At 69.8% G+C, this 23346-nt stretch carries 15 protein-coding genes and 3 tRNA genes; 10 read left to right on the forward strand and 8 right to left on the reverse strand.

From position 1 onward, the window contains the following. Positions 1 to 86: 86 nt before the first annotated feature. Complete coding sequence (locus tag ACW14X_RS17910) at positions 87 to 1451, forward strand: M20/M25/M40 family metallo-hydrolase (protein ID WP_457162855.1); 1365 nt, start codon at positions 87 to 89, stop codon at positions 1449 to 1451. On the opposite strand, the gene ACW14X_RS17915 is transcribed toward ACW14X_RS17910, so the two are convergent. The 3 genes from ACW14X_RS17915 to ACW14X_RS17925 form a co-directional block, all read right to left on the reverse strand. Continuing rightward, on the reverse strand, positions 1448 to 3217 hold the full coding sequence (locus ACW14X_RS17915) for a sensor histidine kinase (protein ID WP_160026705.1): 1770 nt from the start codon (positions 3215 to 3217) through the stop codon (positions 1448 to 1450). The genes ACW14X_RS17910 and ACW14X_RS17915 overlap by 4 nt on opposite strands. Positions 3218 to 3390: 173 nt before the next feature. Next, entirely contained in the window at positions 3391 to 5232 is a 1842-nt protein-coding gene (locus ACW14X_RS17920) for a sensor histidine kinase (protein WP_457162856.1), read from the reverse strand. Between the two features lie 48 nt (positions 5233 to 5280). Beyond that, entirely contained in the window at positions 5281 to 7170 is a 1890-nt protein-coding gene (locus ACW14X_RS17925) for a sensor histidine kinase (RefSeq protein ID WP_160026707.1), read from the reverse strand. Between the two features lie 179 nt (positions 7171 to 7349). Between ACW14X_RS17925 and purF the strand changes: the two genes are divergently transcribed. Both purF and purM read left to right on the forward strand, forming a co-directional pair. Further along, the gene (purF, locus tag ACW14X_RS17930) at positions 7350 to 8867 is read left to right on the forward strand and encodes an amidophosphoribosyltransferase (RefSeq protein WP_350715763.1); all 1518 of its coding nucleotides are present in this window, start codon (positions 7350 to 7352) and stop codon (positions 8865 to 8867) included. 14 nt (positions 8868 to 8881) lie between these two features. Further along, the gene (purM, locus tag ACW14X_RS17935; RefSeq protein ID WP_457162857.1) at positions 8882 to 9955 is read left to right on the forward strand and encodes a phosphoribosylformylglycinamidine cyclo-ligase; all 1074 of its coding nucleotides are present in this window, start codon (positions 8882 to 8884) and stop codon (positions 9953 to 9955) included. A 58-nt stretch (positions 9956 to 10013) separates the two neighbouring features. Here the strand turns inward: purM and ACW14X_RS17940 are convergent, their stop codons facing one another. Continuing rightward, positions 10014 to 12146, reverse strand: coding sequence for a PhoX family protein (locus ACW14X_RS17940; protein WP_457162858.1), 2133 nt, complete (start codon positions 12144 to 12146; stop codon positions 10014 to 10016). Positions 12147 to 12434: 288 nt separating this feature from the next. On the opposite strand from ACW14X_RS17940, the gene ACW14X_RS17945 reads away from it, so the two are divergent. Beyond that, the gene (locus tag ACW14X_RS17945; RefSeq protein WP_160026710.1) at positions 12435 to 12626 is read left to right on the forward strand and encodes a DUF3073 domain-containing protein; all 192 of its coding nucleotides are present in this window, start codon (positions 12435 to 12437) and stop codon (positions 12624 to 12626) included. Positions 12627 to 12668: 42 nt separating this feature from the next. Here ACW14X_RS17945 and ACW14X_RS17950 read toward each other — a convergent pair whose 3' ends face one another. From ACW14X_RS17950 to ACW14X_RS17960, 3 genes are all read right to left on the reverse strand, one after another. Next, positions 12669 to 14048 (reverse strand): hypothetical protein, encoded by a 1380-nt coding sequence (locus ACW14X_RS17950; protein ID WP_457162859.1) that lies wholly within the window; start codon positions 14046 to 14048, stop codon positions 12669 to 12671. Between the two features lie 32 nt (positions 14049 to 14080). After that, complete coding sequence (locus ACW14X_RS17955; protein ID WP_457162860.1) at positions 14081 to 17503, reverse strand: SCO7613 C-terminal domain-containing membrane protein; 3423 nt, start codon at positions 17501 to 17503, stop codon at positions 14081 to 14083. A gap of 125 nt (positions 17504 to 17628) precedes the next feature. Beyond that, a tRNA-Phe gene (locus tag ACW14X_RS17960) sits at positions 17629 to 17702 on the reverse strand. Between the two features lie 115 nt (positions 17703 to 17817). Between ACW14X_RS17960 and ACW14X_RS17965 the strand changes: the two genes are divergently transcribed. Further along, positions 17818 to 17893, forward strand: a tRNA-Glu gene (locus ACW14X_RS17965). A gap of 16 nt (positions 17894 to 17909) precedes the next feature. Here the strand turns inward: ACW14X_RS17965 and ACW14X_RS17970 are convergent. Next, positions 17910 to 18200 carry a YiaA/YiaB family inner membrane protein gene (locus tag ACW14X_RS17970; RefSeq protein WP_160026713.1) on the reverse strand — a complete coding sequence of 97 codons (291 nt, stop codon included), beginning with the start codon at positions 18198 to 18200 and terminating at the stop codon, positions 17910 to 17912. Positions 18201 to 18294: 94 nt separating this feature from the next. Here ACW14X_RS17970 and macS point away from each other — a divergent pair, with 94 nt between their 5' ends. From macS to ACW14X_RS17995, 5 genes are all read left to right on the forward strand, one after another. Continuing rightward, the gene (gene macS, locus ACW14X_RS17975) at positions 18295 to 19428 is read left to right on the forward strand and encodes a MacS family sensor histidine kinase (RefSeq protein WP_457162861.1); all 1134 of its coding nucleotides are present in this window, start codon (positions 18295 to 18297) and stop codon (positions 19426 to 19428) included. Beyond that, entirely contained in the window at positions 19425 to 20066 is a 642-nt protein-coding gene (locus tag ACW14X_RS17980) for a response regulator transcription factor (RefSeq protein WP_357358743.1), read from the forward strand. Before macS ends, ACW14X_RS17980 begins: the two co-directional genes overlap by 4 nt. A gap of 52 nt (positions 20067 to 20118) precedes the next feature. After that, entirely contained in the window at positions 20119 to 21912 is a 1794-nt protein-coding gene (locus tag ACW14X_RS17985) for a PGAP1-like alpha/beta domain-containing protein (RefSeq protein WP_160026715.1), read from the forward strand. 77 nt (positions 21913 to 21989) lie between these two features. Then, positions 21990 to 22063, forward strand: a tRNA-Asp gene (locus ACW14X_RS17990). A gap of 499 nt (positions 22064 to 22562) precedes the next feature. Beyond that, the gene (locus ACW14X_RS17995) at positions 22563 to 23297 is read left to right on the forward strand and encodes a hypothetical protein (RefSeq protein WP_350661105.1); all 735 of its coding nucleotides are present in this window, start codon (positions 22563 to 22565) and stop codon (positions 23295 to 23297) included. Positions 23298 to 23346: the final 49 nt, after the last annotated feature.

Here is a 23346-nt window from a genome sequence, read left to right on the forward strand (position 1 = left end):
TACGTGCGAGTAATAGGCAGTTCGCTCCCGGACTACCCCGACGACCCCGCCTATCCCACCGTTCCCCTCCCGGATAATCTCACCCTATGAGCCACTCCACCGAAGACATCAAGGCCCGTGTAGACGACCTCTTCCCCGGGATCCGCAAGGACCTCGAGGACCTCGTGCGGATCGAGTCGGTCAGCGCGGACCCCGAGCGCCTGAGCGAGGTTGAGAAGAGCGCGGAGAAGACCCGCGACCTCTTCGCGGCCGAGGGCTTCGACGTGGAGATCGTGCGCGCCTTCGACGGTGCCCCGCCGGCCATCGTCGGGGAGAAGAAGGGCCCCGAGGGTGCCCCGACGGTGCTGCTCTACGCCCACCACGACGTCCAGCCGGAGAACGACCACGCCGACTGGGACACCCCGCCGTTCGAGCCCACCGAGGTCGGCGACCGGCTCTACGGGCGTGGTGCGGCCGACGACAAGGCCGGCATCGCGGCCCACATCGGCGCCGTCCGGGCTCTTGCCAGCCTCGACGACAACGGTGAGCTCCCCGTCACCGTGCGCCTCTTCATCGAGGGCGAGGAGGAGGTCGCCTCCGCGACGCTCCCCGAGCTGCTCGGGAAGTACCAGGACAAGCTGAGGGCCGACGTCATCGTCATCGCCGACTCCGGCAACTGGGACATCGGCGTCCCGGCGCTGACCACCTCGCTGCGCGGTCTGATCCGCGTCGACGTCGAGCTCCGCACCCTGGGTCACGCGGTCCACTCCGGCATGTGGGGCGGTCTGGCTCCCGACGCGATCATGGCTCTCGTACGCCTCCTCAACACCCTCTGGGACGAGGACGGCGCTCCCGCGGTCGAGGGGCTCGTCTCCGGTCCGGCGGCCGACGTCGACTACCCCGAGGAGCGGCTCCGTGCCGAGTCCGGGGCCATCGCCGGCCTGCAGTGGGTCGGCAAGGGCAGTGCGGTCGAGCGGATGTGGACGCAGCCGGCGATCACGATCACCGGTCTGGACGCGCCCAAGGTCGACGGCGCCTCCAACACGCTGTCCCCGAGCGCGCGCGCCAAGGTCACCATCCGGATCGCCCCGGGCGACACCGGCGAGAACGCCGTCGCCGCCCTCACCCAGCACCTGGAGAAGCACGTCCCGTGGGGCGCCGAGCTGACCACCAAGGTCGTCGACACCGGTGAGCCGATCGCCCTGGACGCGACCGGCCCGGCCTACGACGCCGCCCGCGCCGCCTTCACCGAGGCCTGGGACGGCACCGCCCCGATCGACATGGGCGTCGGCGGCTCGATCCCGTTCATCGCGGAGTTCCTCGAGGCGTTCCCGCACGCCAGCGTGCTGGTCACCGGCGTCGAGGACCCCGACACCCGCGCCCACGGCGCCAACGAGGGGCTCCACCTCGCCGAGTTCCGGAGGGTCGTCGTCGCCGAGGCGCTGCTGCTCCAGAAGCTGGGCAGCTCCTAGCTTCCAGGCAGCGTCAGCGCCACCCGGGTGCCCTCACCAGGGTGTGAGTCGAGCTCGACCAACCCGTGGTGGCGCCTGGTGATCTGCTCGACCAGCGTCAGCCCGAGCCCAGCTCCGCGCGAACCACCCAGCGCGGAGTTGGAGCCTCGGTAGAACGGGTCGAAGACCTCCGGCTGCTCCTCGTACGCGATGCCGACGCCTGCGTCGGCGACGATGATCGTGACCTCGCTGCCGGCGCTGTAGAGCATCACCTGCACCCGCGAGCCGCGGTGGCTGTAGGTCAGCGCGTTCTTCACCAGGTGCAGGAAGGCCGCGCGCAGCTCGCGCGGGTCACCGACGACGTACGCAGGCCCGGTCGGGGTCGTCAGGACGCACTCGATGTCCTTGTGGGCTGCGTCGGGATCGAGCTCGTCGAGCACGTCGTCGAGCATCTCGGAGACCTCGATCGTGGTCTGGCCGGGGGCGTTGGCTGGGTCGCGGATCCGGGACAGGAGCAGCAGGTCGCTGACGATGCCCTCGATCTGGGCGCTGCGTACGGTCAGCGTCTCCACCTGGACGATCCACGGCAGCGTGTTGACCTGCTCGCCGGCCAAGGCGTTGAGCGAGGTGCCGAGCGCGTTCACCGGGATCCGGAGCTCGCGAGCGACGGCCTCGATCAGCCGGTTGCGTTCGCGGTCGGCATGGGCGAGCTGCTGGGCGAGGTCGCGCTCCTGCGTGTAGGCGTTGGCGGTGAGCACGATGCGTCCGAAGTCGCGGCCCAGCTCCATCGCCAGCCGGCCCTCCGCGTCGGTCCAGGTGGGCCGACCGGGCGAACGGAGCAGGACGATGTGGCCGAGCCACTCGTGGTCGGCGCCGACCGGTACGACCAGGGCGCTCCCCGCGCCCAGGGTCTCGAAGAACTTGTTGACGACGGTGGCCTGCTCGTTCCACTCCGAGGAGTCCGTGATCCGCTCGCGGCACAGGATCGAGTAGGTGCCGTCCGCCCAGTAGCGGGAGGTGTTCCGCGAGGTGAGCGCGGCCAGGCCCGGGTCGGGATCCCAGTTGAGGCCCGGGGTGGCGTGCACGACCATCTCGTTGTGGGGGCCTTTGGTCGCCATCCAGATCCCGTCGGCGCCCAGACCGCGGATCAGCGCGTCGTGGCTGGCGTCGAGCACGTCGGCGAGGCTGAGCTTGGAGCTGGCGTCGCGCAGGAACTCCTTGGCGGTCTCGAGGTTCGCTGCGCGCTCGTATAGCCGCTCGCGCTCGAGGTAGCCCCGTACGACCCGCTGGGCGCGCTTCGCGAACCGGTTGAGCACCCGGCGCTGGGTGAAGTCGGGCCGACGCCCGCTGACCGGCATGTCCACCGAGAGGCAGCCCTGGATGGAGCCGTCGTCACCGAGGATTGGCGCGATCAGCATGTCGTGGGGATGCCACGCGTCGGGAGCGTCGATCATGTTGGTGGTGGAGACCCAGCTGCCCTCGTGAAGGTTCACCCGCTCCTGGGGGATGAACCGCCAGGAGCCCCAGTTCTCGCCGCGGGAGAGGTTGTCACGCAGGTCGGAGAGGGCCCACCGGGTGCCGAGGATCTCGTCGGCCGTCTGCCGCCGCCCGTGTGCGTTCAGGCCGCTGGTGAAGCCGTGGACCGCGACCACCTCGAGCTCATCGCCGCGGACGACGTTGATCGCGGAGATGCCGAAGCCGAGCAGCTCGCAGATGCCCTCGGAGATCATCTGGAGCGCGGGATCCGCCACCGGCAGCGACGTCCTGCTCGGCGTGCTCGCAGGCACGTCGAGGGCATCGACTGACTGTGGTGGGGGCATCCTTGCTCTCGGGTAGGTCGGTCAGGGCGGGTGTTGCAACTGCGTGGCAGTCCTGAGGACCTGGGCACCACGGAGTGTTGCACGAAACGCGCGCGCTGTGCAGCCGTAGACGTCCGTCTCGACCAGATTGTGACGTTTGGTTAACCAGGCGAGGTGGCGTCGTTGGCCAACGGAAGGACGAGGGAGACGCGGGTGCCGGTGCCGGGCTCCGAGCGCAGCGTGACGCGGCCGTCGTGGCGTCGTGCGACCCGGTCGACGATGCTGAGCCCGAGGCCGACGCCCTTCCGGCCGCCGATCGCCTGGCTCGACCCGCGGTAGAACTCGGTGAAGACCTGGATCTGCTCCGCCGCGGGGATGCCGACCCCGTTGTCGGTCACCGAGATGGCCGCCTCGCTGGCGCTCTCCACGATGTAGAGCCGAACGTGGCCGCCGCGGTGGGTGTAGACCAGCGCGTTGTCGACGAGCCGGAGGATCGCCGCCTTGATCTCGCTGCGGTCGCCCATCACGTAGACGCTGCGCGAGGGCACGTCGATGCTCATCTCGATGCCACGCTTCTCCGACTCGTACGTCCTCTGCTCGAAGATCTCCTGCAGGAGGGACGTCAGGTCGACGTGGGCGAGCGCCGGGCGCGAGGAGGGGTCGGAGAAGCGGGAGAACAGCAGCAGGTCGTCGACCATCGCGACCAGCTGGTCGGACCGGCTGATCAGGTTGCCGACCTGCTGGAACCAGGTCGGCGATCCGCGGTCCTCGTGATGCATCGCGTCGATGCCGGTGGTGAGGGCGGTCAGCGGGTTGTGCAGCTCCTGCGCGACGGCCTCGATGAGCCGGCTGTGCACCTTGTCGGCGGTGGCCAGCCGCTGGGCGAGGTCACGCTCCTGGGTGTAGGCGTTGGAGGTGAGCACGATGCGCCCGAAGTCGCGACCGAACTCCATCGCGAGGCGCCCCTCGGCGTCGGTCCAGCGCGGCCGGCCCGAGCCACGCACCAGCACCAGATGACCCAGCGCGGTGGTCTCCACGCCGATCGGCACGACCAGGAGCGAGTCGGCCCCGACGGCATCGAGGAACTCGATGCCGATCCTGGCGAACTTCCGCTGCTCGGCATCACCGTGATGCAGCGTGTGGAGGAGCAGCTCGCGGTTGACGATGGCGTGCTCACCCCGGTTCCACAGCCGAGTGCTCTGGTACGCCTGACCGGCCGCGATGTTGCTCTCGGTGGCGGTCCACCCCAGGCCGGGCGAGGCGTACGCCACGGAGCCGCCCTCGCCGTCCTGGGCCTGCACGTAGAGACCGTCGGCGTCGAGACCACGGCTCATCGCCTCCTGGGTCGCCTCGAGCACACCGGTGAGACCGAGCTGGGAGTTGGCCTCGCGGAGGAAGCTCTGGGCCTCGAGCAGGTTGTTGGCCCGCTCCTCGAGGTATTCACGCTGCAGGCTGAGCAGCACCGCTCGCCGCGCCTGGCGGGCGAATCGGTTGAGGATCCGCTGCTGGCGCCGGCCCGGCCTGCGGCCGTTGGTCGGGCGGTCGATCGAGAGTACGCCGACGAGCTCGCCGTTCTCGTCGTAGAAGGGCGCCAGGAGCTCGTCGAGCCGGTGCCAGTCCTGCGGGTCCTTCAGGATGTCCTCGTCGGTGTCGGGGACCCAGTAGCCCTCCGCCTCGCCGATGGTGTTCTTCTCGTGGGGGACGAACTTGATGTCGCCCCAGTCCACGGACATCTCCAGCAGGTCGGTGACCACCGAGACCGGGAACCGGGTGCCGAGCATCTCGGCGACGGTCATCTCGCCCTCGACGGTGTGGCCGGTCTCGTCGCCGTACGCCGCGACGATCTCGAACTCGTCACCGCGGCGGATGTTGATCACGGCGGCGCCGAAGCCGACGAGCTCGGTGACCCCCTCGGCGATCAGCTGCAGACCGGGATCCGGGCTCGGGTACGCCCCGGAGGCGCCGCTTGGCGCGTCCGGACCCTCTGAGGGCGTACTGGTCATGAGCTCTCCGCCGAGATGGGAAATGCAACCCGTTACCGGTGCGTAAGGTTAAACAATGGGCAGCGTCACACGGAATGTGCTTCCCACGCCAGGGGTCGAGTCGACGGATATCAGTCCGCCGCGTCGGCTGACGATTCGAGACACGATCGTCAGACCGAGTCCGGTGCCTGGCTGTTTGAGGGCTGTGGGGTTGGTCGAGCGGAAGAACTCGGTGAAGAGCCGGTCCTGGTCCTCCGGCGAGATCCCGAGACCGTGGTCGGTCACCCGGAGCTCGAACCAGCCGGGGCTGGTGCGCGTGCTCACGATGACCTGACCGCCGTCGGGGCTGTACTTGATCGCGTTCGTGACCAGGTTGATCACCACCCGGTCCAGATCGCCCGGAGCCAGGGTCACGTAGACGTCGTCGGACGGCATCTCGAAGACGAGCTCGTGGGCGTCGCTGGTGGGCATCTCGGCGTTGAGCTGGCTGTAGACCTCCTCGAGCACGGGCGCGACCTGGATCGGCACCGTGGTCGGCAGGTGGTCGGGGTCGGAGACCTTCGACAGCATCGCCAGGTCGGCCACGATCTTCTCGGTGCGGTCGCGGTTGCGCGTCAGTGCGGTCAGTACCTCGGCGTACTCCTCCTCGGACTCCGCGTAGGGCAGCGACTCGATGTTCCACCGGAACGCGGAGAGCGGGTTCTTCAGCTCGTGGGCGACCGTCGCGATCAGCCGGCTCTTGTGGGCTTCGAGCTCACGTAGGGAGTCGACCGCCGCCTTCTGGCGCAGGTAGGCCCTGGAGTTGTGGACCACACGACCGAAGTCCCGGCCGAGGTCGGCGGCCGTGATCAGCTCGAGCTCGCTCCAGTGGGGCTTGTCGGGACCGCGGCCGAGGAGCATCGCGCCGTACCACGTCTGGCCCGAGCCGATCGGGACCCCGACGATCGAGCCGACCTTGTAGTGGCGGATCCACTCGGTGATCAGCTGCTGCGTCTCCGGATCGGGGTGGGGGAGCCGCTCGGCGCCGTCGGGGGTCTGCACGGTGATGCTGCGCTGGTCCCAGAGGTATTGCCCGTAGTCGACCATGAACGGGCTGGTCAGGTCCTCGATCGGGAGCTTGAAGTCCTCCCGGTAGACCTTGGTGCGGATGCCGCGACCGCCCGGCTTGGACATGTGCAGCCAGAAGTCGGTCAGGTCGAGCACGTCGACCAGCCCCGTGCTCAGCGAGTTGAGGATCTCGTCGGGGTCCAGCTCGCGTCCGGCGCGGCGGATCACGTCGCGGGCGGCCTCGGCGAGGCGTACCTGCTCGGAGAGCTCCTCACGCTCCAGGGCGAGCAGGATGGCGCGCTGCGCCTGCACCGCGTGGCGGCCGAGGACGGCGCGCTTCTCCGGGTTGGGGCGGAGGCCGTCGGTCGGTACGTCGACGATCAGGGTGCCGCGCAGCTTGCCGGCGTCGTCGCGCAGCGGCGCGACCAGCAGGTCGAGCGGGTTCCAGGCGCCGGCGGCGTCGACCGTCGTCATCGTCGGGATCCAGCCGTACACATCGGCGGTCGGGTCCAGCCGCTCCGCCGGCACGAACTTGAAGATGCCCCAGTCGTCGGCCCGGGCGAGCTCGGCCTCGAGCCGCTCGATCGGGGTCACGGTGCCGAGCAGGTCGGCGCGGGCGGAGTCCTGGCCCGAGACGACCACCATGTGGAGGTTGCCGTCGGCGCGCGCGACGCTGATCGTGGCCATCTCGAAGCCCGCGAGCGCGGTCAGGCTGTCGGCGATCAGCTGGAGGTCGGAGAGATCCTCACCGGGGGTGAGCAGACCACCGATCTCGGCCAGATCGGTCGTGATGGTCGTCATCGTCGTGGTGAGGTCGCTTCTGGCGCGTTTCCCGCCCAACGGTGGTGGGGCGAATCCCGGTGGCACCGTCAGACGGTGACCGCCGGCGGGCTTGGGCGCTGGAGAAGTCATCGGATCGATTATCCGGGATGTCGGTCCCGGGCGGTAGGGCAGACGTGGATCGTTCTTTACATTCATGATTCCGAGACGTTCATGTGACCACCCTTACAGGACTGTCAAGGGTTCGGTGATCGCCAGCATGCGCCCTTACACTCGATGCCGTGGTCAACCTCACCAGCTCAGGTAGGCACGTGTCCCGACGCAAGGGTGGCGACGGCCGGCTCACCGCCGCCCTCGACCCCCACGACCAGGGTCCCCAGGACCACTGCGGAGTCTTCGGTGTGTGGGCGCCGGGCGAGGACGTCGCGAAACTGACGTACTTCGGCCTGTACGCGCTGCAGCACCGTGGCCAGGAGTCGGCGGGTATCGCGGTCAGCAACGGACGCCAGATCCTGGTCTACAAGGACATGGGCCTGGTCAGCCAGGTCTTCGACGAGCCGACCCTGGAGTCGCTCAAGGGCCACGTCGCCATCGGCCACGCCCGCTACTCCACCACCGGAGCCTCGGTGTGGGAGAACGCGCAGCCGATCTTCAAGCCGACGCCGGACGGCTCCGTCGCCCTCGGCCACAACGGCAACCTGATCAACGTCGCCGAGATGCGCTCGGCCGTCGAGGCGCTGCCCGAGCACTCCGAGGGCCGCCACGCCCCGGTCTCGACCAACGACACCTCCCTGCTCACCGAGCTGCTCGCCTTCCACCCCGACTCCTCGCTGGAGGCGCGCGCGCTGGAGGTGCTGCCGACGATCAACGGCGCCTTCTCGCTGGTGTGGATGAACGAGGACACCCTGTTCGCCGCGCGTGACCCGCAGGGGATCCGCCCGCTGGTCCTCGGCCGCCTCGACCGCGGCTGGGTGATCGCCTCCGAGGACGCCGCGCTGGCCACCGTCGGCGCGAGCGTGGTCCGTGAGGTCGAGCCCGGCGAGATGATCATCATCGACGAGTCCGGTCTGCGCTCGGTGCGGTTCGCCGAGGCCGACCGCAAGGGCTGCGTCTTCGAGTACGTCTACCTGGCCCGCCCCGACGCCAACATCGCCGGCCGCAACGTCCACGAGTCCCGGGTCGAGATGGGCCGCGAGCTGGCTCGTGAGTTCCCCGTCGACGCCGACCTGGTCATCCCGGTGCCCGAGTCCGGCATCCCCGCCGCGACCGGCTACGCGCTGGAGAGTGGCCTGCCCTTCGGCCAGGCTTTCGTGAAGAACGGCTACGTGGGGCGTACGTTCATCCAGCCTTCCCAGACCCTGCGCCAGCTCGGCATCCGGCTCAAGCTGAACGTGCTCGAGCACATGGTGCGCGGCAAGAGGGTCGTCGTGGTCGACGACTCGATCGTGCGCGGCAACACCCAGCGTGCCCAGGTGCGGATGTTGCGTGAGGCAGGCGCCCTGGAGGTCCACGTGCGGATCTCGTCGCCGCCCGTCAAGTGGCCGTGCTTCTACGGCATCGACTTCGCCACCCGCGCCGAGCTGATCGCCAACGGTCTCTCCGTCGACGAGATCGCCGCCTCGGTCGGTGCGGACTCGCTCGGATACATCTCCCTCGACGGGATGATCTCGGCGACCCGCCAGGAGCGCACCGCGCTCTGCACGGCCTGCTTCACCGGCGAATACCCCGTAGAGCTGCCCGACGAGAGCATGCTCGGCAAGCACCTCCTCGAGGTCTCGCTGCAGTCCCCGACCGAGGGCAAGGCCCTTCCGGTCCTGAACAACCCGTGATCGGAGATCCACCAGTGAGCCAGACCGAGCCGACCAACGCGTACGCCGCAGCAGGTGTCGACATCCACGCCGGCGACCGCGCCGTGGATCTGATGAAGGTCTGGATCGAGAAGTCCCGGCGCCCCGAGGTGCTCGGCGGGGTCGGTGGCTTCGCCGGCCTCTTCGACGCGAGTGCCCTGAAGGCGTACGAGCGCCCGCTGCTGGCCACCTCCACCGACGGTGTCGGCACCAAGGTCGCGATCGCGCAGGCGCTGGACAAGCACGACACCATCGGGTTCGACCTGGTCGGCATGGTCGTCGACGACCTCGTCGTCTGCGGCGCCGAGCCGCTGTTCATGACCGACTACATCGCCACCGGGAAGGTCGTCCCGGAGCGGGTCGCGGCGATCGTCAAGGGCATCGCGGAGGCCTGTGTCGAGGCCGGCTGCGCGCTGGTCGGCGGCGAGACCGCGGAGCACCCGGGGCTGCTCGCGGCCGATGAGTACGACGTGGCCGGCGCGGCCACGGGCGTCGTCGAGGCCGACAACCTGCTCGGTGCGAACCTGGTCAAGGAAGGCGACGTCGTCCTCGCCATGGAGGCCTCCGGCCTGCACTCCAACGGCTACTCCCTGGTGCGCCACGTGCTGCTCAACTCCGGCGCCTACACGCTCGACGCGCAGATCGCCGAGTTCGGCCGTTCGCTCGGCGAGGAGCTCCTCACCCCGACCCGCGTCTACGCGAAGGCCTGTCTGGACCTGGCCCGCGGGACCCGTACCCACGCCATGTCCCACGTCACCGGGGGCGGCCTCGCCGCGAACCTGGAGCGGGTCATGCCGTCGGAGCTCTCCGCGCGCATCGACCGCACCACCTGGACCCCGGCGCCCGTCTTCGACCTCGTCCGCCGCACCGGCTCCGTGGAGCTGGCGGATCTGGAGATGACCCTCAACTGCGGCGTGGGCATGGTCGCGCTGATCGACCCCGAGGACGTCGACGAGGCCGTACGCATCCTCGCCGGCTACGACATCCGCGCCTGGGCCGCAGGCGAGGTCACCGCCACGCCCGGCGGCAAGGTCGAGCTCACCGGGGCGTACGCGGGCTGGACTGCCTGAGCGACCCGAACAGCCGAAAGGGCGCCGGAGCGATCGCTCCGGCGCCCTTTCGATGTTCTCAGGCCTTCAGCACCTGCACGACAGACGGCCGCGGGCCGGCGAACTCGCCCTCACCCGCGGTGCCCTCGACGTAGTCGGGGAAGCGGGAGTTGGGCGCGTCCCAGGTGCCTTCCTCGCCCGGGTGCTGGACGGCGACGAAGACCGAACCGTCGCGGTCGTGGATGACCGGGCCGCAGGTCTCGGCGTCGCGAGGCACCGCGAGGAACTGCTGGACGTGGCCGCGCTCGCGACCCTCCAGCGGAACCTTGAACAGACCGTCGTTCTTCTGGATCGAGCTCGGCTGGCCGTCGGTGGAGATCCACAGGTTGCCCTCGGAGTCGAAGGCCAGGTTGTCCGGGCAGGAGATCGGCGAGACCTTGTCCTTCGGGTAGCCCGCGAAGTAGGTGGACGCGTTGGTCGACGGGTCGCCGGCGACGATCATGAGGTTCCACCGGAAGACGCGCGAGGTGTGGTCGCCGTCGTCCTCGGTGATCTCGATGACGTGGCCGTCGCGGTTGGTGTTGCGCGGGTTGGCCTCGTCCACACCGGCCTTGCCGGTGGTGCCGCGCTGCGAGTTGTTGGTGCAGGCGACGTACACCTTGCCGGACTTCGGCGAGGGCTCGACGTCCTCGCAGCGGTCCATCTTGGTGGCGCCGGCCTTGTCGGCGGCCAGGCGCGTGTGGACGAGGACCTCCTCGACGCTCATCCCGGAGACCTTGCTGCGGCCGTTGACCACGAGCGGGATCCACTGGCCGTAGCCGTCGAACTTGCCGTCGCTGGGCAGCTTGCCGGTGCCGTCGATCTCGGTGGCGGGGGAGTCGCCGTGGAAGCGGGCGACGTAGAGGCTGCCCTCGGTGAGGAGCTCGAGGTTCTTGCGACGGTTGTGCTTGTCGTAGCGGCCCTTGGAGACGAACTTGTAGAGGTAGTCGAACCGCTCGTCGTCGCCGGTGTAGGCCACCACGTGACCGTTGTCGGCGATGACCACGTTCGCGCCCTCGTGCTTGAGGCGGCCGAGCATGGTGTGCTTGCGCGGGGTCGAGGTCGGGTCGGTCGGGTCGATCTCGACGATGTAGCCGAACCGGTTCGGCTCGTTGGCGTAGTCGGCCGAGCGCGCGTCGAAGCGCGGCTCGATGGCCTCCCAGCCGTACGTCGAGGCAGCATCGGTCAGGCCGTAGCGCTTCTCCGCCGCCGAGGTGCCGGTCGCGCGGAAGTAGCCGTTGAAGTTCTCCTCGCCCGACAGGATCGTGCCCCAGGGCGTGGTGCCGCCGGCGCAGTTGCCGATCGTGCCCAGAGCGACGGTGCCGGTCGGGTCGGCCGCGGTCTTGAGCAGGTCGCTGCCGGCCGCGGGACCGGTGAACTCGAACGGGGTCGAGGCCGTGATGCGACGGTTCTTCGGAGCCGACGGCACGTAGTTCCACTTCTTGCCAGGCGCGGAGCGCTCGAGCTCGACGATCCCGAAGCCGTGGGCGGCCATCGCGATCTTGAGCTGCTCGGTGGCGTCGAGGTCCGGCGGGAACATGATGTCGGGGTTGACGTACTCGTGGTTGCAGCACAGCAGGCCCTTGGTGCCGGCCCTGTTGGTCACGATGACGTCGGTGTAGTCGTTGTTGTAGCCCCAGGCGAGCGCCTGCTTCTCGGCGGTCTGGCTGGTGACATCGAACGGAACGCCGCCGGGCAGGATCGGGTCGCCCCAGCGGATGATCGGCTCCCAGGTGTAGCCCTGGGGCACCACGAAGGTGTCCTCGGTGGCCGCGACGGGGGTGATCGCCTTGAACGGCAGGTTCGTACGCCCACCGTGGCCGCGCCCGGCGGCGAGACCCGCCTGGACGGGGCTGGCGGCGGCCGCCAGACCGCTGCTGCCGACCGCGAGCGCGACCGCGCCCGCACCGGCCAGACCCAGCGCGTGGCGGCGGCTGAGCGCCTTGCCGGCGATGTCACGGAAGTAGCCGTTGTCGGAAGTGTTGGGCGCGGGCTTGGCGCAAGCGCTGTCGCACTTGAGGGCGCAGGTCACCGCGCTGCGCTTGCCGCGGGTGTGTCCGGCCATGGGAAGCAGGGACAACATGGAGCGCCGGCCGTCGGTGACGGCGGGCGCAGCCTCGTCGCTGCACGAGGGACAGGCGGTGTCGGTCTGGATGTCGCTCAGTTCGGTCACTGCATTTCCGTTCAAGACGCGTTGTTGTCAGGTCTCCCAAGAATCGGAAGGGAGGCTATGCGCGGTGGGACAACCGTCCGACCCCTCAATCTGTCGCTCGGGTGAACGGCGAATGACGAGTCGTCAGGCTCAGATTCGTGTGACCTCAGTAACATTCGCTCCTAGCGAACGGATTTTCGACACCCCGGCGTGCGGATTCTTGGCATGAACCGGTAGCGTTATCCCTACGAGAAACCTGTGAACAGCCCGGGACTATCCCGGCCAAGTGCGACGAGGGGGCTGGACCCTATGGGGCGCGGCCGAGCGAAAGCCAAGCAGACGAAGGTCGCACGCGACCTGAAGTACCGGACCTATGAGACGGACTTCGGGGCCCTTGCGCGCGAACTTCACGGTGATGAAGACACCAGTCAGAAGTCCGATCCGAAGCCGGACGACTACGACGACTGGTCGGACTACGACGCGGGATCCTCGCGCGACTAGGGTTTGTCGGCCAACGGCGGCGACGTCGTGGTCGACATCCCCTCAGACTGATCGGCTGATCACAACCTCCCCGTGAGTGCCGTAGCCGGGTAGCCGGCCGCCGTGAGGCGTGCCGTCGAAGGCGACGTGCAACCACTCGTTCCCCACCGGGATCAGAGTGGGCCACGGAAGGTTCGTGACGTACGCCGATCGGAGCTCTGCGACCTCGTTGAGGTCCAGGTCGAAGATCGGGTAGCGAGCACGGACGTGACGCGGGTTGTCGCGTCCGTCGCTTGCGCCGACGACGACTGTGCCGCCCAGCGGGACAAGCGTGGTGCCCTCGGTGGCCGTCCGGTCGGTTCGTGCTGCCCGGAGGCTGAGCGCGTCCAGGCGAGGTCCGCTGGCGAGCACGGTATGGAAGTCGAAGTACTTCCTGGCGCTCACGTAGCCGACCAGCCACTCGTCGTCGCGGCGTAGGACGTGGGGATCCCAGACGCCGACCGACCTGAGCCCGTCTGTCGGGAGCGCGAGCGGGGTCGAGTCGAGGACGTGCTCGCCTCGGGTCAGGTCCGCGCGTGAGCGGGCGATCGTGACCCCGACCGGGCTCCACGGCTTGCTGGGGTCGGTCTTGTCGGGCGCCTTGAATCCTCCCCAGGTGCTCGTCGTGACCAGCCACTCGTCGCCGTCGCGCACGAGGTGGGTGGCATGGTCGCCGTAGACGAGTCCGTCCCGGCGGAAGTAGAGCGCGCCGCGATGGACGAGGTCGTACGTCACCGGGTCCAGCGCCCACACCGATGTGTGCGCCGTGGGGAAGAAACCGGGCCCTGCGCTGGTGGCGGTGAGCAGCACGGTGCCGTCGTCCTCGCGGAACGGCGAGCCGTCGGCGTACGTCACCACCCGAATGTCGCGCAGGCCGAGCTGTCCGAAGGCGCCACTGCGTACGTCCGCGGCGGAGCCCTCGTGGCCGGCGGCGAGGCCGGCGAGCCACGACTCCTCTCGCGGCTCGATCCCGACCTCGGTGAGATCGACGCGCGCTCGGGCCACCCACGCGCCGTTCGCGCTTCGCGCGCTTACTCCCTCGCTCGGCGCGAGCGGACGAGCAAGCTCGCCGCTCGACCTCGCTCCGGTCGTCTCCTGACAGGTCAGCGCGGTCAGCATCGTCCCGGTCAGCGTCAGCGCGAACCGCGTCACACCGCGGCCGACCCTGCCGTGGCGCCGGCTCGCGTGAGAGGTACGCCGCGACCCGGTCGTCACCTCGAGCCGCACCCGCCGCCCGTCGTAGAGCCCGGTGAGCACATCCCCACCCGAGGTGAAGCTCAGCGAGACCGGGCCGTCACAGGCCGCCTCGATCGCGGCGTTGGCCGCGGGCCGGGAGAAGCTGCTCGACTCGACTGCGATCGTGACGGGGCGCTGGCGACGTACGATCTTGAATTCGGGGAACATCGGCTCCAGTCTTCCGGATCGCGGGGCACGGACTAGCGCAGCCCCCGGACATAAGCCGTGGCCCGGCGCAGGTCGTGGAGGCGTGCCTCCCAGGTGATGCCGAGGAAGAGCAGCAGCAGCCCGGCCGCGCCGAGCACCCACCACTGCTGCAGCGCCTGCGCCGACGGCATCTGCGCCAGAGCCAGGACCGAGGCGACCAGGGCGCCACCGACCAGCGGTGCTGCCCAGCGCAGCCAGGCGCCGCCGAGGATGAAGACCAGGCAGGCGATGCCGAGCAGGGCGGTCCGCATCGAGACCGGGTCCTGGAGGGCTGCCGGGACGGACGGGATGAGCGCCAGGAAGACGCCCGGCCCGAGCACCGGCAGTGAGGCGACCTCCCTGTCGAGGCGGAGCTTGACCACGCCGAAGACGACCAGCGCGATCGCGGGCGGGAGGGTGTAGTACTCCCAGGTCGTGACCGAGGTGTCGGCCAGCCGGATCCACAGCGCGACGGTGGCCAGGCCGGCGCCGACCCACCCCAGCCAGCGACGCTCGTGGTGGGCGATGGCGTGCGCGGAGACCGCGGCTCCGGCCAGGATCAGCAGGATGCTCAACCAGGGCAGGTCGACTCCGCGAGATCCGACCGCGGTCGGCCCGTCCGGGGTCAGGACGATCGTGGGGCCGAGGCTGACCGTGCCGACGACGATCGTGACGACCGCGGCGCCGGCGGCCGTGATCTCGGCCGAGGGCAGCAGACGGAAGATGGTGACGACGGCCAGGATGACGATGATCCCGGCCGCGGCGTACGGCTTGGGGATGTCGTTGAGGTTGGCGAACATCCAGCAGAACGCGGTCAGCGTGATGATCCAGTAGGGCGCGGTGACGGCCTTGGTCTGCAGCTCCTGGGTGAGCCGGTCGACGGCGACGGCCGCGGCGGTGAGCACGCCGGCCACGACCAGTGCCAGCAGCTCGTTGGTGAAGGCGGCGCCGAGCGAGCCCAGGCCGAGCAGACCGGCGACCGTGAGCCGGGGCCCGGACTGCTGCGGCTCGTGACGCAGGATCGTCGCGATGCACATGACACCGGCGATCAGCAGGAGGATCGCCAGCCAGTCGGTGTCGAACGCCCCGGCCTCGTTGAAGGCACCCAGGCCGATCGACACCGCGGTGCCGGTGGCGGCCGCGGCCTCGATGGCGGGGCTGCGGCGTACGAGCACGATGACGCCCATCGCCACGACGACCACCACGGCGGTGTAGGGACGCTCGATGTCGGCCAGCCGGGCCGCCTGCCACACGGCAGCGGTCAGGGCGAGGATCCAGTAGGCGGTCGCGACCTCTCTGGTCGTGCCGGACTGGACGCGGTCGACGATGATGCCCAGCGCGGTGAGGATGAGGGTCACGGCCAGCGCGAGCACGTCGTTGGAGAGGACCGCGGCCGTGGCGCCGCCGAGGCCGACGGTGCCCGCCACGGCCAGCGCGGGAGGCTGGCGATGGTGCAGGCCGATGGCTGCGGCGAGGATGGTGGCGATGGTCAGCAGGACCGCCGCCCAGGTCACGTCCACGGCGCCGATGCCGATCGAGATCGCGGCGCAGGCCACGGCCGCCCACCAGCCCGACCCGCGGAAGCGGAAGAGCGTGATCAGCCCGAGGACCGTGACGATCACGCACGCGGCCCACTGCCGCTCCACGTCGATCAGCGGCGCGAGCGACCACAGACCGAGGGCGAGCGTCGTGACCGAGTAGCTGGCGGCGACCTCGCGGTCGACGCCGAGCAGACCCTGACCCGCGTACGCAGCCACCGCCGCCAGCGCGAGCGCGACGACCACGGTGAGCAGGTCGCTGGGCAGTGCCGCGGCGAGCGCGACCAGCCCGAAGATGCCGGAGGCGAGGAGGCGTGGCCATCGCTCCGCCCACCAGGCCAGCGCGACGGCGACACCGAGCAGCAGCAGCGCCGGGAACAGCAGCGGGGCGCCGTAGCAGGCGGCCGTGATCGCGAACCCGGAGACGCCGCCCGCGATGGTGATCCAGCCGATCGTGGGGCGGTAGGTCCGGAACGCGGGCGGGTTGTACCGGTAGAACCAGGCGGTCCCGAGGGCGAGGATCGCGAGCATCGACGGCAGCGTCAGCCAGCCCGGCAGCAACGGCTCCGGACCCGTGACCGGGGAGAAGGCGGACTCGGTCCACGGCACGGCCGCGAGCCGGACGGCGGCCGAGACCGCCAGGATGAGGACGGTGATGCCGAGGCCCACGGCGTACGGCGTCAACGCGGTGGCGGCCCAGCGCCAGGGCCGGGGGAGCGCGACGAGCGCGCCGGCGGCGACCAGGGTGACCACCACGGCGACGACCGTCAGGGTGACCGCGCCGTCGTCGAGAGCGGGCTGGGTGAAGGTGTAGGCGGCGATCAGGAGGGACACCCCGACCATCGCCACCTTCGCGTCCTTGGGCAGCGGGAACAGCAGCGCCACGACGGTCAGCACTGCGGCGGCACCGAGCAGCAGCGGCAGGGTGCCGCCTCGCAGCAGCTCGGAGTCGGTCAGGGCTGGGTCGGCCAGGCCGCGGACGAGCAGCATCAACCAGAAGCCCGCCATCACGACCATCGAGCCGAGGGTCAGCGCCTGCAGGTCGGTCTTGCTCGCCACGATCACCACGAGGAGGGCGATGACCGCTGCGACCAGCGGGAACCAGATGAGGTCGGAGATGAGCTCGAGACCGATCAGGGCGGTGAGCACGCCGGCGGCGGCCGCCACCTGTGGCCCGATCACCGCGGTGAGCTTCTCGCTGCGCGCGCCGATCAGAGACATCACGGTGCCCGCCAGGAAGACGACCACGCCGACGATGACCAGGAAGCCACGGTCCCAGTCGACTCCGTCGAGCCAGCCGGCGTACTTCATGCCGGCTATGTCCAGGGCGAGCAGTCCTAGCGCGAGCGTCCAGACGCCTTCGGTGCCGGCACGCAGCTCCAGATGCATCAGCACCGCGCCACCGATCGTGAAGAGCGCGGTGAAGACGAGCAGCATCGTGGTGCGGCCACCGACGCCCATGGTGGCCCAGGCGACCGCGAGGAAGATGACGCCTGCGACCAGCAGGAAGAGCACGCCGACGCCGACGAGGATCAGCGGCACCGTGATCGGCGCCCGCCGGGCGACCGGAGCGCCGGGGAACGGCGCCGGTCCGGCCATCGCGGTGGCGGCCGGGTCCGCGAGCGGGATGGCCTCGGGCTCGGGCTGGATCTGCGGCGGAGCCGCGGGCGGCGCGGCGACCGGCAGGGGAGCGGGCGGCGGGGTCCGTCGCGCGGCTCGGCTCGCCTCCTCCCGGATCGAGCGCAACCGCGTCATGAGTACGTCGGCCCGTAGCAGGGTGCCGTAGAGCTCTTGCGCGACGGCGTTCTCCAGCGGCAGCCCGCAGTGCGGGCAGGGGCTGGTGCCGGGCTCGAAGGCCTCCCGGCAGTCGGGGCAGCGACCAGGATCGGCGTACTTCACAGCCCACCATCCTTGCGTAGTTCCGCCGAAGCGCGTGCGGGAAACGCAGGGTGTGCACTGAGACTTGATCCAGAATGACAACCGGCTTCGACCCATAACTGCTGGTCGAAGCCGGTTGTTGCTTGTGGGCAGGGGCGGGGTCGAACCGCCGACCTATCACTTTTCAGGCGATCGCTCGTACCAACTGAGCTACCTGCCCAAGCGAGGTGAAACATTACCGGAAGCGACCGCGACGTTCCGAATCGGGACCCGAAACCGGACGTACGGCCTCGCTTTGGCGGCCTCGGACGCAGGCCTCTAGGATGTTCCGGCAGGCCCCCTTCGTCTAGCGGCCCAGGACCCCGCCCTTTCACGGCGGTAGCGCCGGTTCGAATCCGGTAGGGGGTACCACCGTTCGTCCTCGGCATCAGCTGACCTCCTTCCAGGGGTCGTGCTCGGCCAGGATCTTGTCGACCCGCGCCTGGTCGAGCCGCGAGACGACGTACTGGCTCTCCTGCGAGTCGCGCACGCACTTGGCCAGCGCGAACGCCGAGGTCGTCAGGAAGATCGTCGCGAGAGCGAGGAACGCCTTCGGCCACGGATCGGTGGGCAGATAGAGGATCGCGGCCAGTGTCGTGACCAGAGCGATCGCGAAGGCGAGCGCCGACTGGGCGAAGAAGAGCGTCGTCGGCTTGCTCGAGGGTGCCTGGTTCTCCATGCCTTCGAGTCTCGTGCCCGTGCGCAGTCCCGGCATCCGCACGGATACTCATATCCGGGGCGTACGCGGCGGCGCAGATGCGACACTTCCGACTGTGAGTGCGTGGACGTCGCCGGCGGCGATCGAGGTCGAGAGCCGGCTCTTCCGTGCTCTCGCGGTGCTGCGCGTGGTCGTGCTCGTCAACGCGGTCGGGTTGACGATCTACCGCGCCGCCAACTTCGACCCGCCCGCGGCCGCGCTGGTCTGCGCGCTCGTCATGGTGGGGTGGACCGCCTTCGCCGTCTGGGCGTACGCAGCACCCGCCCGCCGCACGGCGGTGCTCGTCGGTGCCGACCTGGCGATCGCGCTCGGACTCATGCTCGTGACCCCGCTGGTGAAGGGGCCGGGGTTCCAGGCGAGCGTGCCGGGGTTCTGGGTGAGCGGCGCGCTGCTCGCGTGCGCGATCCACTACCGCTGGCTCGGCGGTCTGCTGGCCGGGGTGGCGCTGGCGACCGTCGATCTGGTGCTGCGGCAGGAGATCGACCAGTCGATCTACGGAAACGCGTTTCTGCTGGTCATCGGCGGCCCGGTGGTCGGCTACATGTGCGAGTCGGTGCAGCGGATGGCGCTGGAACGGGACGAGGCACAGCGCGCGGCCGCACGGGCCGAGGAGCGGGCACGGCTGGCTCGAGCCGTCCACGACGGGGTGCTTCAGGTCCTGGCACTGGTCCAGCGCCGCGGCGGCGAGCTGGGTGGTGACGCCGCCGAGCTGGGGAGGCTGGCGGGGGAGCAGGAGCGCGAGCTGCGAGCGCTGATCCGCGGCGAACAGCCCGGCCGTGGCCCGGCCGTCGGGATGGTCGACCTGGCCGCGGCTCTCGCCGAGCTCGAGACGGGGACCGTGACCGTGTCCGGACCCGCGACCGCCGTCGAGATGCCCGCACGCCCGGCCGAGGAGATCGTTGCGGCGACCCGCGCGGCCCTGGACAACGTACGCCGCCACGTCGGTGAGGACGCCCGTGCCTGGGTGCTCCTGCAGGCCTTCCCCGACCACGTCGAGGTCTCGGTGCGTGACGACGGGCCGGGCATCGCGGACGGCCGGGTCGCCGAGGCCGGGGAGCAGGGCAGGCTCGGCATCAGCGAGTCGATCCGTGGCCGGATCGAGGACCTCGGCGGCAAGGCTGAACTGATCACCGGAGCAACCGGGACCGAGTGGGAGCTCACGGTCCCTCGAACAGGAGTGCACGCATGAGCAGAGTGATGGTCGTCGATGATCACCCGATGTGGCGCGACGCGGTCGAGCGCGACCTGACCGGCGCGGGCTTCGAGGTGGTGGCCACCGCCAGCACCGGCCGTGAGGCGATCACCCGGTTCGCCGCGACCCGGCCGGAGGTGGTGGTGCTCGACCTGCACATCCCCGAGCCCGACGGTGTCCAGGTCACCACCGAGATCATCGCGCTGCACCCGGTGGCCAAGGTCCTCATCCTCTCCGCCTCGGGCGAGCAGAACGACGTGCTCGCCGCGGTCAAGGCCGGCGCGACCGGCTATCTGGTCAAGTCCGCCTCCCGCGACGAGCTCCTGGAGGCCGTACGCCGCGTCGCCGCCGGCGACCCGGTCTTCACCCCCGGCCTCGCCGGCCTGGTCCTGGGCGAGTTCCAGCACAGCGCCGCCACCGAGGTGCGCGGCGACAAGCCCATGCTCACCGACCGCGAGACCGAGATCCTCAAGCTCGTCGCCAAGGGCCTGAGCTACCGCCAGATCGCCGACCGCCTGGTGCTCTCCCATCGCACGGTCCAGAACCACGTACAGAACACCCTGCGCAAGCTCCAGATGCACAACCGCGTCGAGCTCACCCGCTACGCCATCGAGCAGGGCCTGGACGCCGACTGACCCCGACGTCCCAATAGGCGAAGCTGCTCCCGACATGGGGGAGAATCGAGAGGTGGTCTCGCTTCTCTACCTTCACGGCGTCGGCAACGGCGACCCCCGCGACGCCTGGCGCCGCGCGCTGGACCAGGCGCTGCAGGATGCCGGCTACCCGGGGCTCGACGAGGTCGAGGTGATCGCGCCGAAGTATCCCGACGTGCTGCGCACCGACGACGGCGACAAGACCATCAAGATCCCGCCGGTCACCACCCCGAGGCTGAGCGCCGCCGAGCAGCGGGACGTACGCCGCCGGGTCGAGCGCGCGACCGCCGAGCTGGAGTCGATCCTCGGCGAACCCGTGCCCGCCTCGCCGGTCGGCGTCACCGACTCGCTGGCGCCGATCGTGCTGCGCGTGCTCCGCCAGGCCCACAACTACGTGACCAAGCCCGGCATCCGGGCACGTACGCTGCGGATGGTCCTGGACGAGCTCCCGGAGGAGGGCGAGATCGTCATCGTCGGCCACAGTCTCGGCTCGATCATCGCGATCGACCTGCTGCGCCGGCTCCCGCCGAAGCTGACGGTCACCGGGCTGGTGACGATCGGCAGCCCGGCCGCCCACCCGAACCTCCACGAGGACTCCGACCGACTGGAGATGAAGGCGCCGGTCGACCACGTCGGCTGGTGGGTCAACGTCTGGAGCAACGGCGACGCGGTGACCGGCCTGCGCGGCATCTGGCGCCACTTCCCGTGGGCGCTCGACCTCCAGGTCGGGCTCGGCCTCGACCACCGCACCACCACCTACCTCCGGTCCAAGCCGGTCGCCACCGCGATCGGGCGCGGCCTGTTCGGCTCCCTCACCAAGGAGCTCGCGATCGTCGAGGGCACCCCCGACGTCTCCCTGAACTCGCTCGAGGTCCGTCTGGCCCTGTGGCTCGCGTACGCCCAGTTCCTGCGCGACCACCTCAAGGGCGCCACCCAGGAGCGCTTCGGCGCCGCGCTGCGCGTCGTCCAGCACGAGGTCCTGGAACGGTTGCTCGAGAACTACCGCAACGACGGCGTACGCATCCCTCAGCAGCTCCTCGACCTGCGCGTCTCACCAGACACCCCGAGCGACCGAGACCTGCCGCGGCCCAAGCCGCTGACCCAGCTCTCCAAGGAGGAGGCCGTCCTCGCCCTGGTGGCGCTGGCGACCGCCAACCCGGTGCGGCCCTACGAGATCGATGTGCCCGATGACGTACGCCGCCAGGCATTCCACGACCTGACGGTCTGGATGGGACTCGGGGGCGGACTCGGCGAGAACCTGCACATCGCGATGCAGTCCGCCTCGAAGGCCGTCTACCCGGTCGACCAATGGAAGCTGTGGGTCGGCATCGGGATCGGCGCCGCCGTGCTGGTCGCCGGACCGATCGGGCTCGCCCTCGCCGCCCCCGCCGGGCTCGCCGGGGGAGCGGCGATCATCGGCGCGCTCTCCGCCTTCGGTCCCGGCGGGATGGTCGGCGGACTCGTCACCGCCGGGGCGATCACCACCACCGGCGCCGGCACGATCGCCGCCACCCTCGTCTCCAGCTCGTCCACCGCCGAGGACGTCGAGGTGACCGTCATCCAGCTCCTCACCGCCGCGATCCTGCGCTCCCGGGAAGGCCTCGAGCAGGACCTCGGCGTCTGGCTCGCGATGTCCGAGATCCAGCGTCAGACCGGGCGCGAGGTCGCCCGGCTCGCGGCCTACAGCGACGAGAAGGCTCCCAGTGTCGAGGCCCTCCGGCGCAAGGCCCGTGCGGCCGAACGAGCCATGGCCTACATGGTCAAGAACCGGCTCGTGGAAGGCCTCACCGACGAGGAACCCAAGGGCGAAGAGCCCTTCGAGGAGTAGGACCCCTCCCCGATTGTGAATCCTCCGCACCCATGGGCTATGTTTTTCCCGTTGCCGCACACAGCGGAAACAAACAAGGCCCTGTAGCGCAGTTGGTTAGCGCGCCGCCCTGTCACGGCGGAGGTCGCGAGTTCAAGTCTCGTCAGGGTCGCAAGAGTCGAAGGCGGCGTGTGACTTCCAAAGGGAAGTCCACGTCGTCTCTTGCATTTCATGGCGGCCTCCGGCCGCGGCGGGGGATATCCCCCGCACCCCCTTAGTTGCTCGGGGGATCGTTCGCTCTGGTGCGGGTAGAGCCTGTCGGGGCCACTTTGCGCTCTGGTTGGTGTGGCTGGAGAGGCTTGTTTCTGCCGGTGTGACTTGTGGGTCGGGTGTTGTTCCCGGAGGGCGTGACACGCCGGGGTGTGGCGAGCGCGGGGGGCCTCGAGCGTGGGAGGGTGGTCGTCCTGCTTCGGCAGGAGTCTCGGGCCAGAGATCCCCCGATCTCACCCCCGGTTCGGGCCGTTCGTCCCTGTGGGATATAAGCCGATTTGGCGGTAACGTGCGGGCTGCTGTCCTCTCGTGAGAGGATTCTGCCGCTTGTGTCGACGTCGCAATTCGGCAGGGCACGGGGGAACGACTAAGACGTTCGGTATTCAGGAGGCAACACCACCATGTCGTCGTACTACCCGCATCGGCCGCCCCATGCGGCGAGTGCGGACGAGCTTGCGTCACGGATGCAGACGAACGGTGCCTACCGCACCCCGGCCGCCCCCGCGCAGCAGCAGCCCCCCGCCCTTGGTTGGGACCAGCGTCCGCAGCAGTCCCAGGCCCAGCCTCAGTACCAGGAGCCGGCGATCCAGCAGCCGGCCGTGATGGCGCAGACCACCGGAACGCACTGGCCGCAGTTCGTCAACAACAACCGCCTCATCGGCGCGCTCGTTGCCGGCTTCGGTGCCACCCAGCTCGCCACGATGTTCGGCTACTGGATCTACGGCCTCGGCATCATGGAGGGCCCGCTGGACTTCGCGTTCTTCAACGGCGTCATCCTGACCCCGAACGCCACCGCCAACGAGGCCGGCTTCGCCGTCTCGCAGTGGTTCGCCGGTATGGGCTTCCACTACTTCAACGGCATGGTCTTCGCGCTCGCCTACGCTCTGGTGATCTTCCCGTGGCTCGGCAAGACCCACACCACCTCGAGCAACCTCGCGCGCTCGCTCGGCATGGGTATGTTCCTCGCCACCGCGTCCTGCGGTTGGTGGATCCCGGCCCTGCACCCGGAGGACGTCATCGGCGTCGACCCGGGCTTCTTCTCGATCAACCTCGGGTGGGGCACCGTCCTGGGTGTCTACCTGTGGCACCTCGTCTGGGCGGTCGCGCTCGGGCTGTTCTTCAACCCGCAGGACTGAACCCCGCTTCACGCACGAGAGCCCCAGCCACGTGGCTGGGGCTCTCGTC

The sequence above is a fragment of the Nocardioides sp. YJ-D4 genome (genome assembly GCF_054031495.1).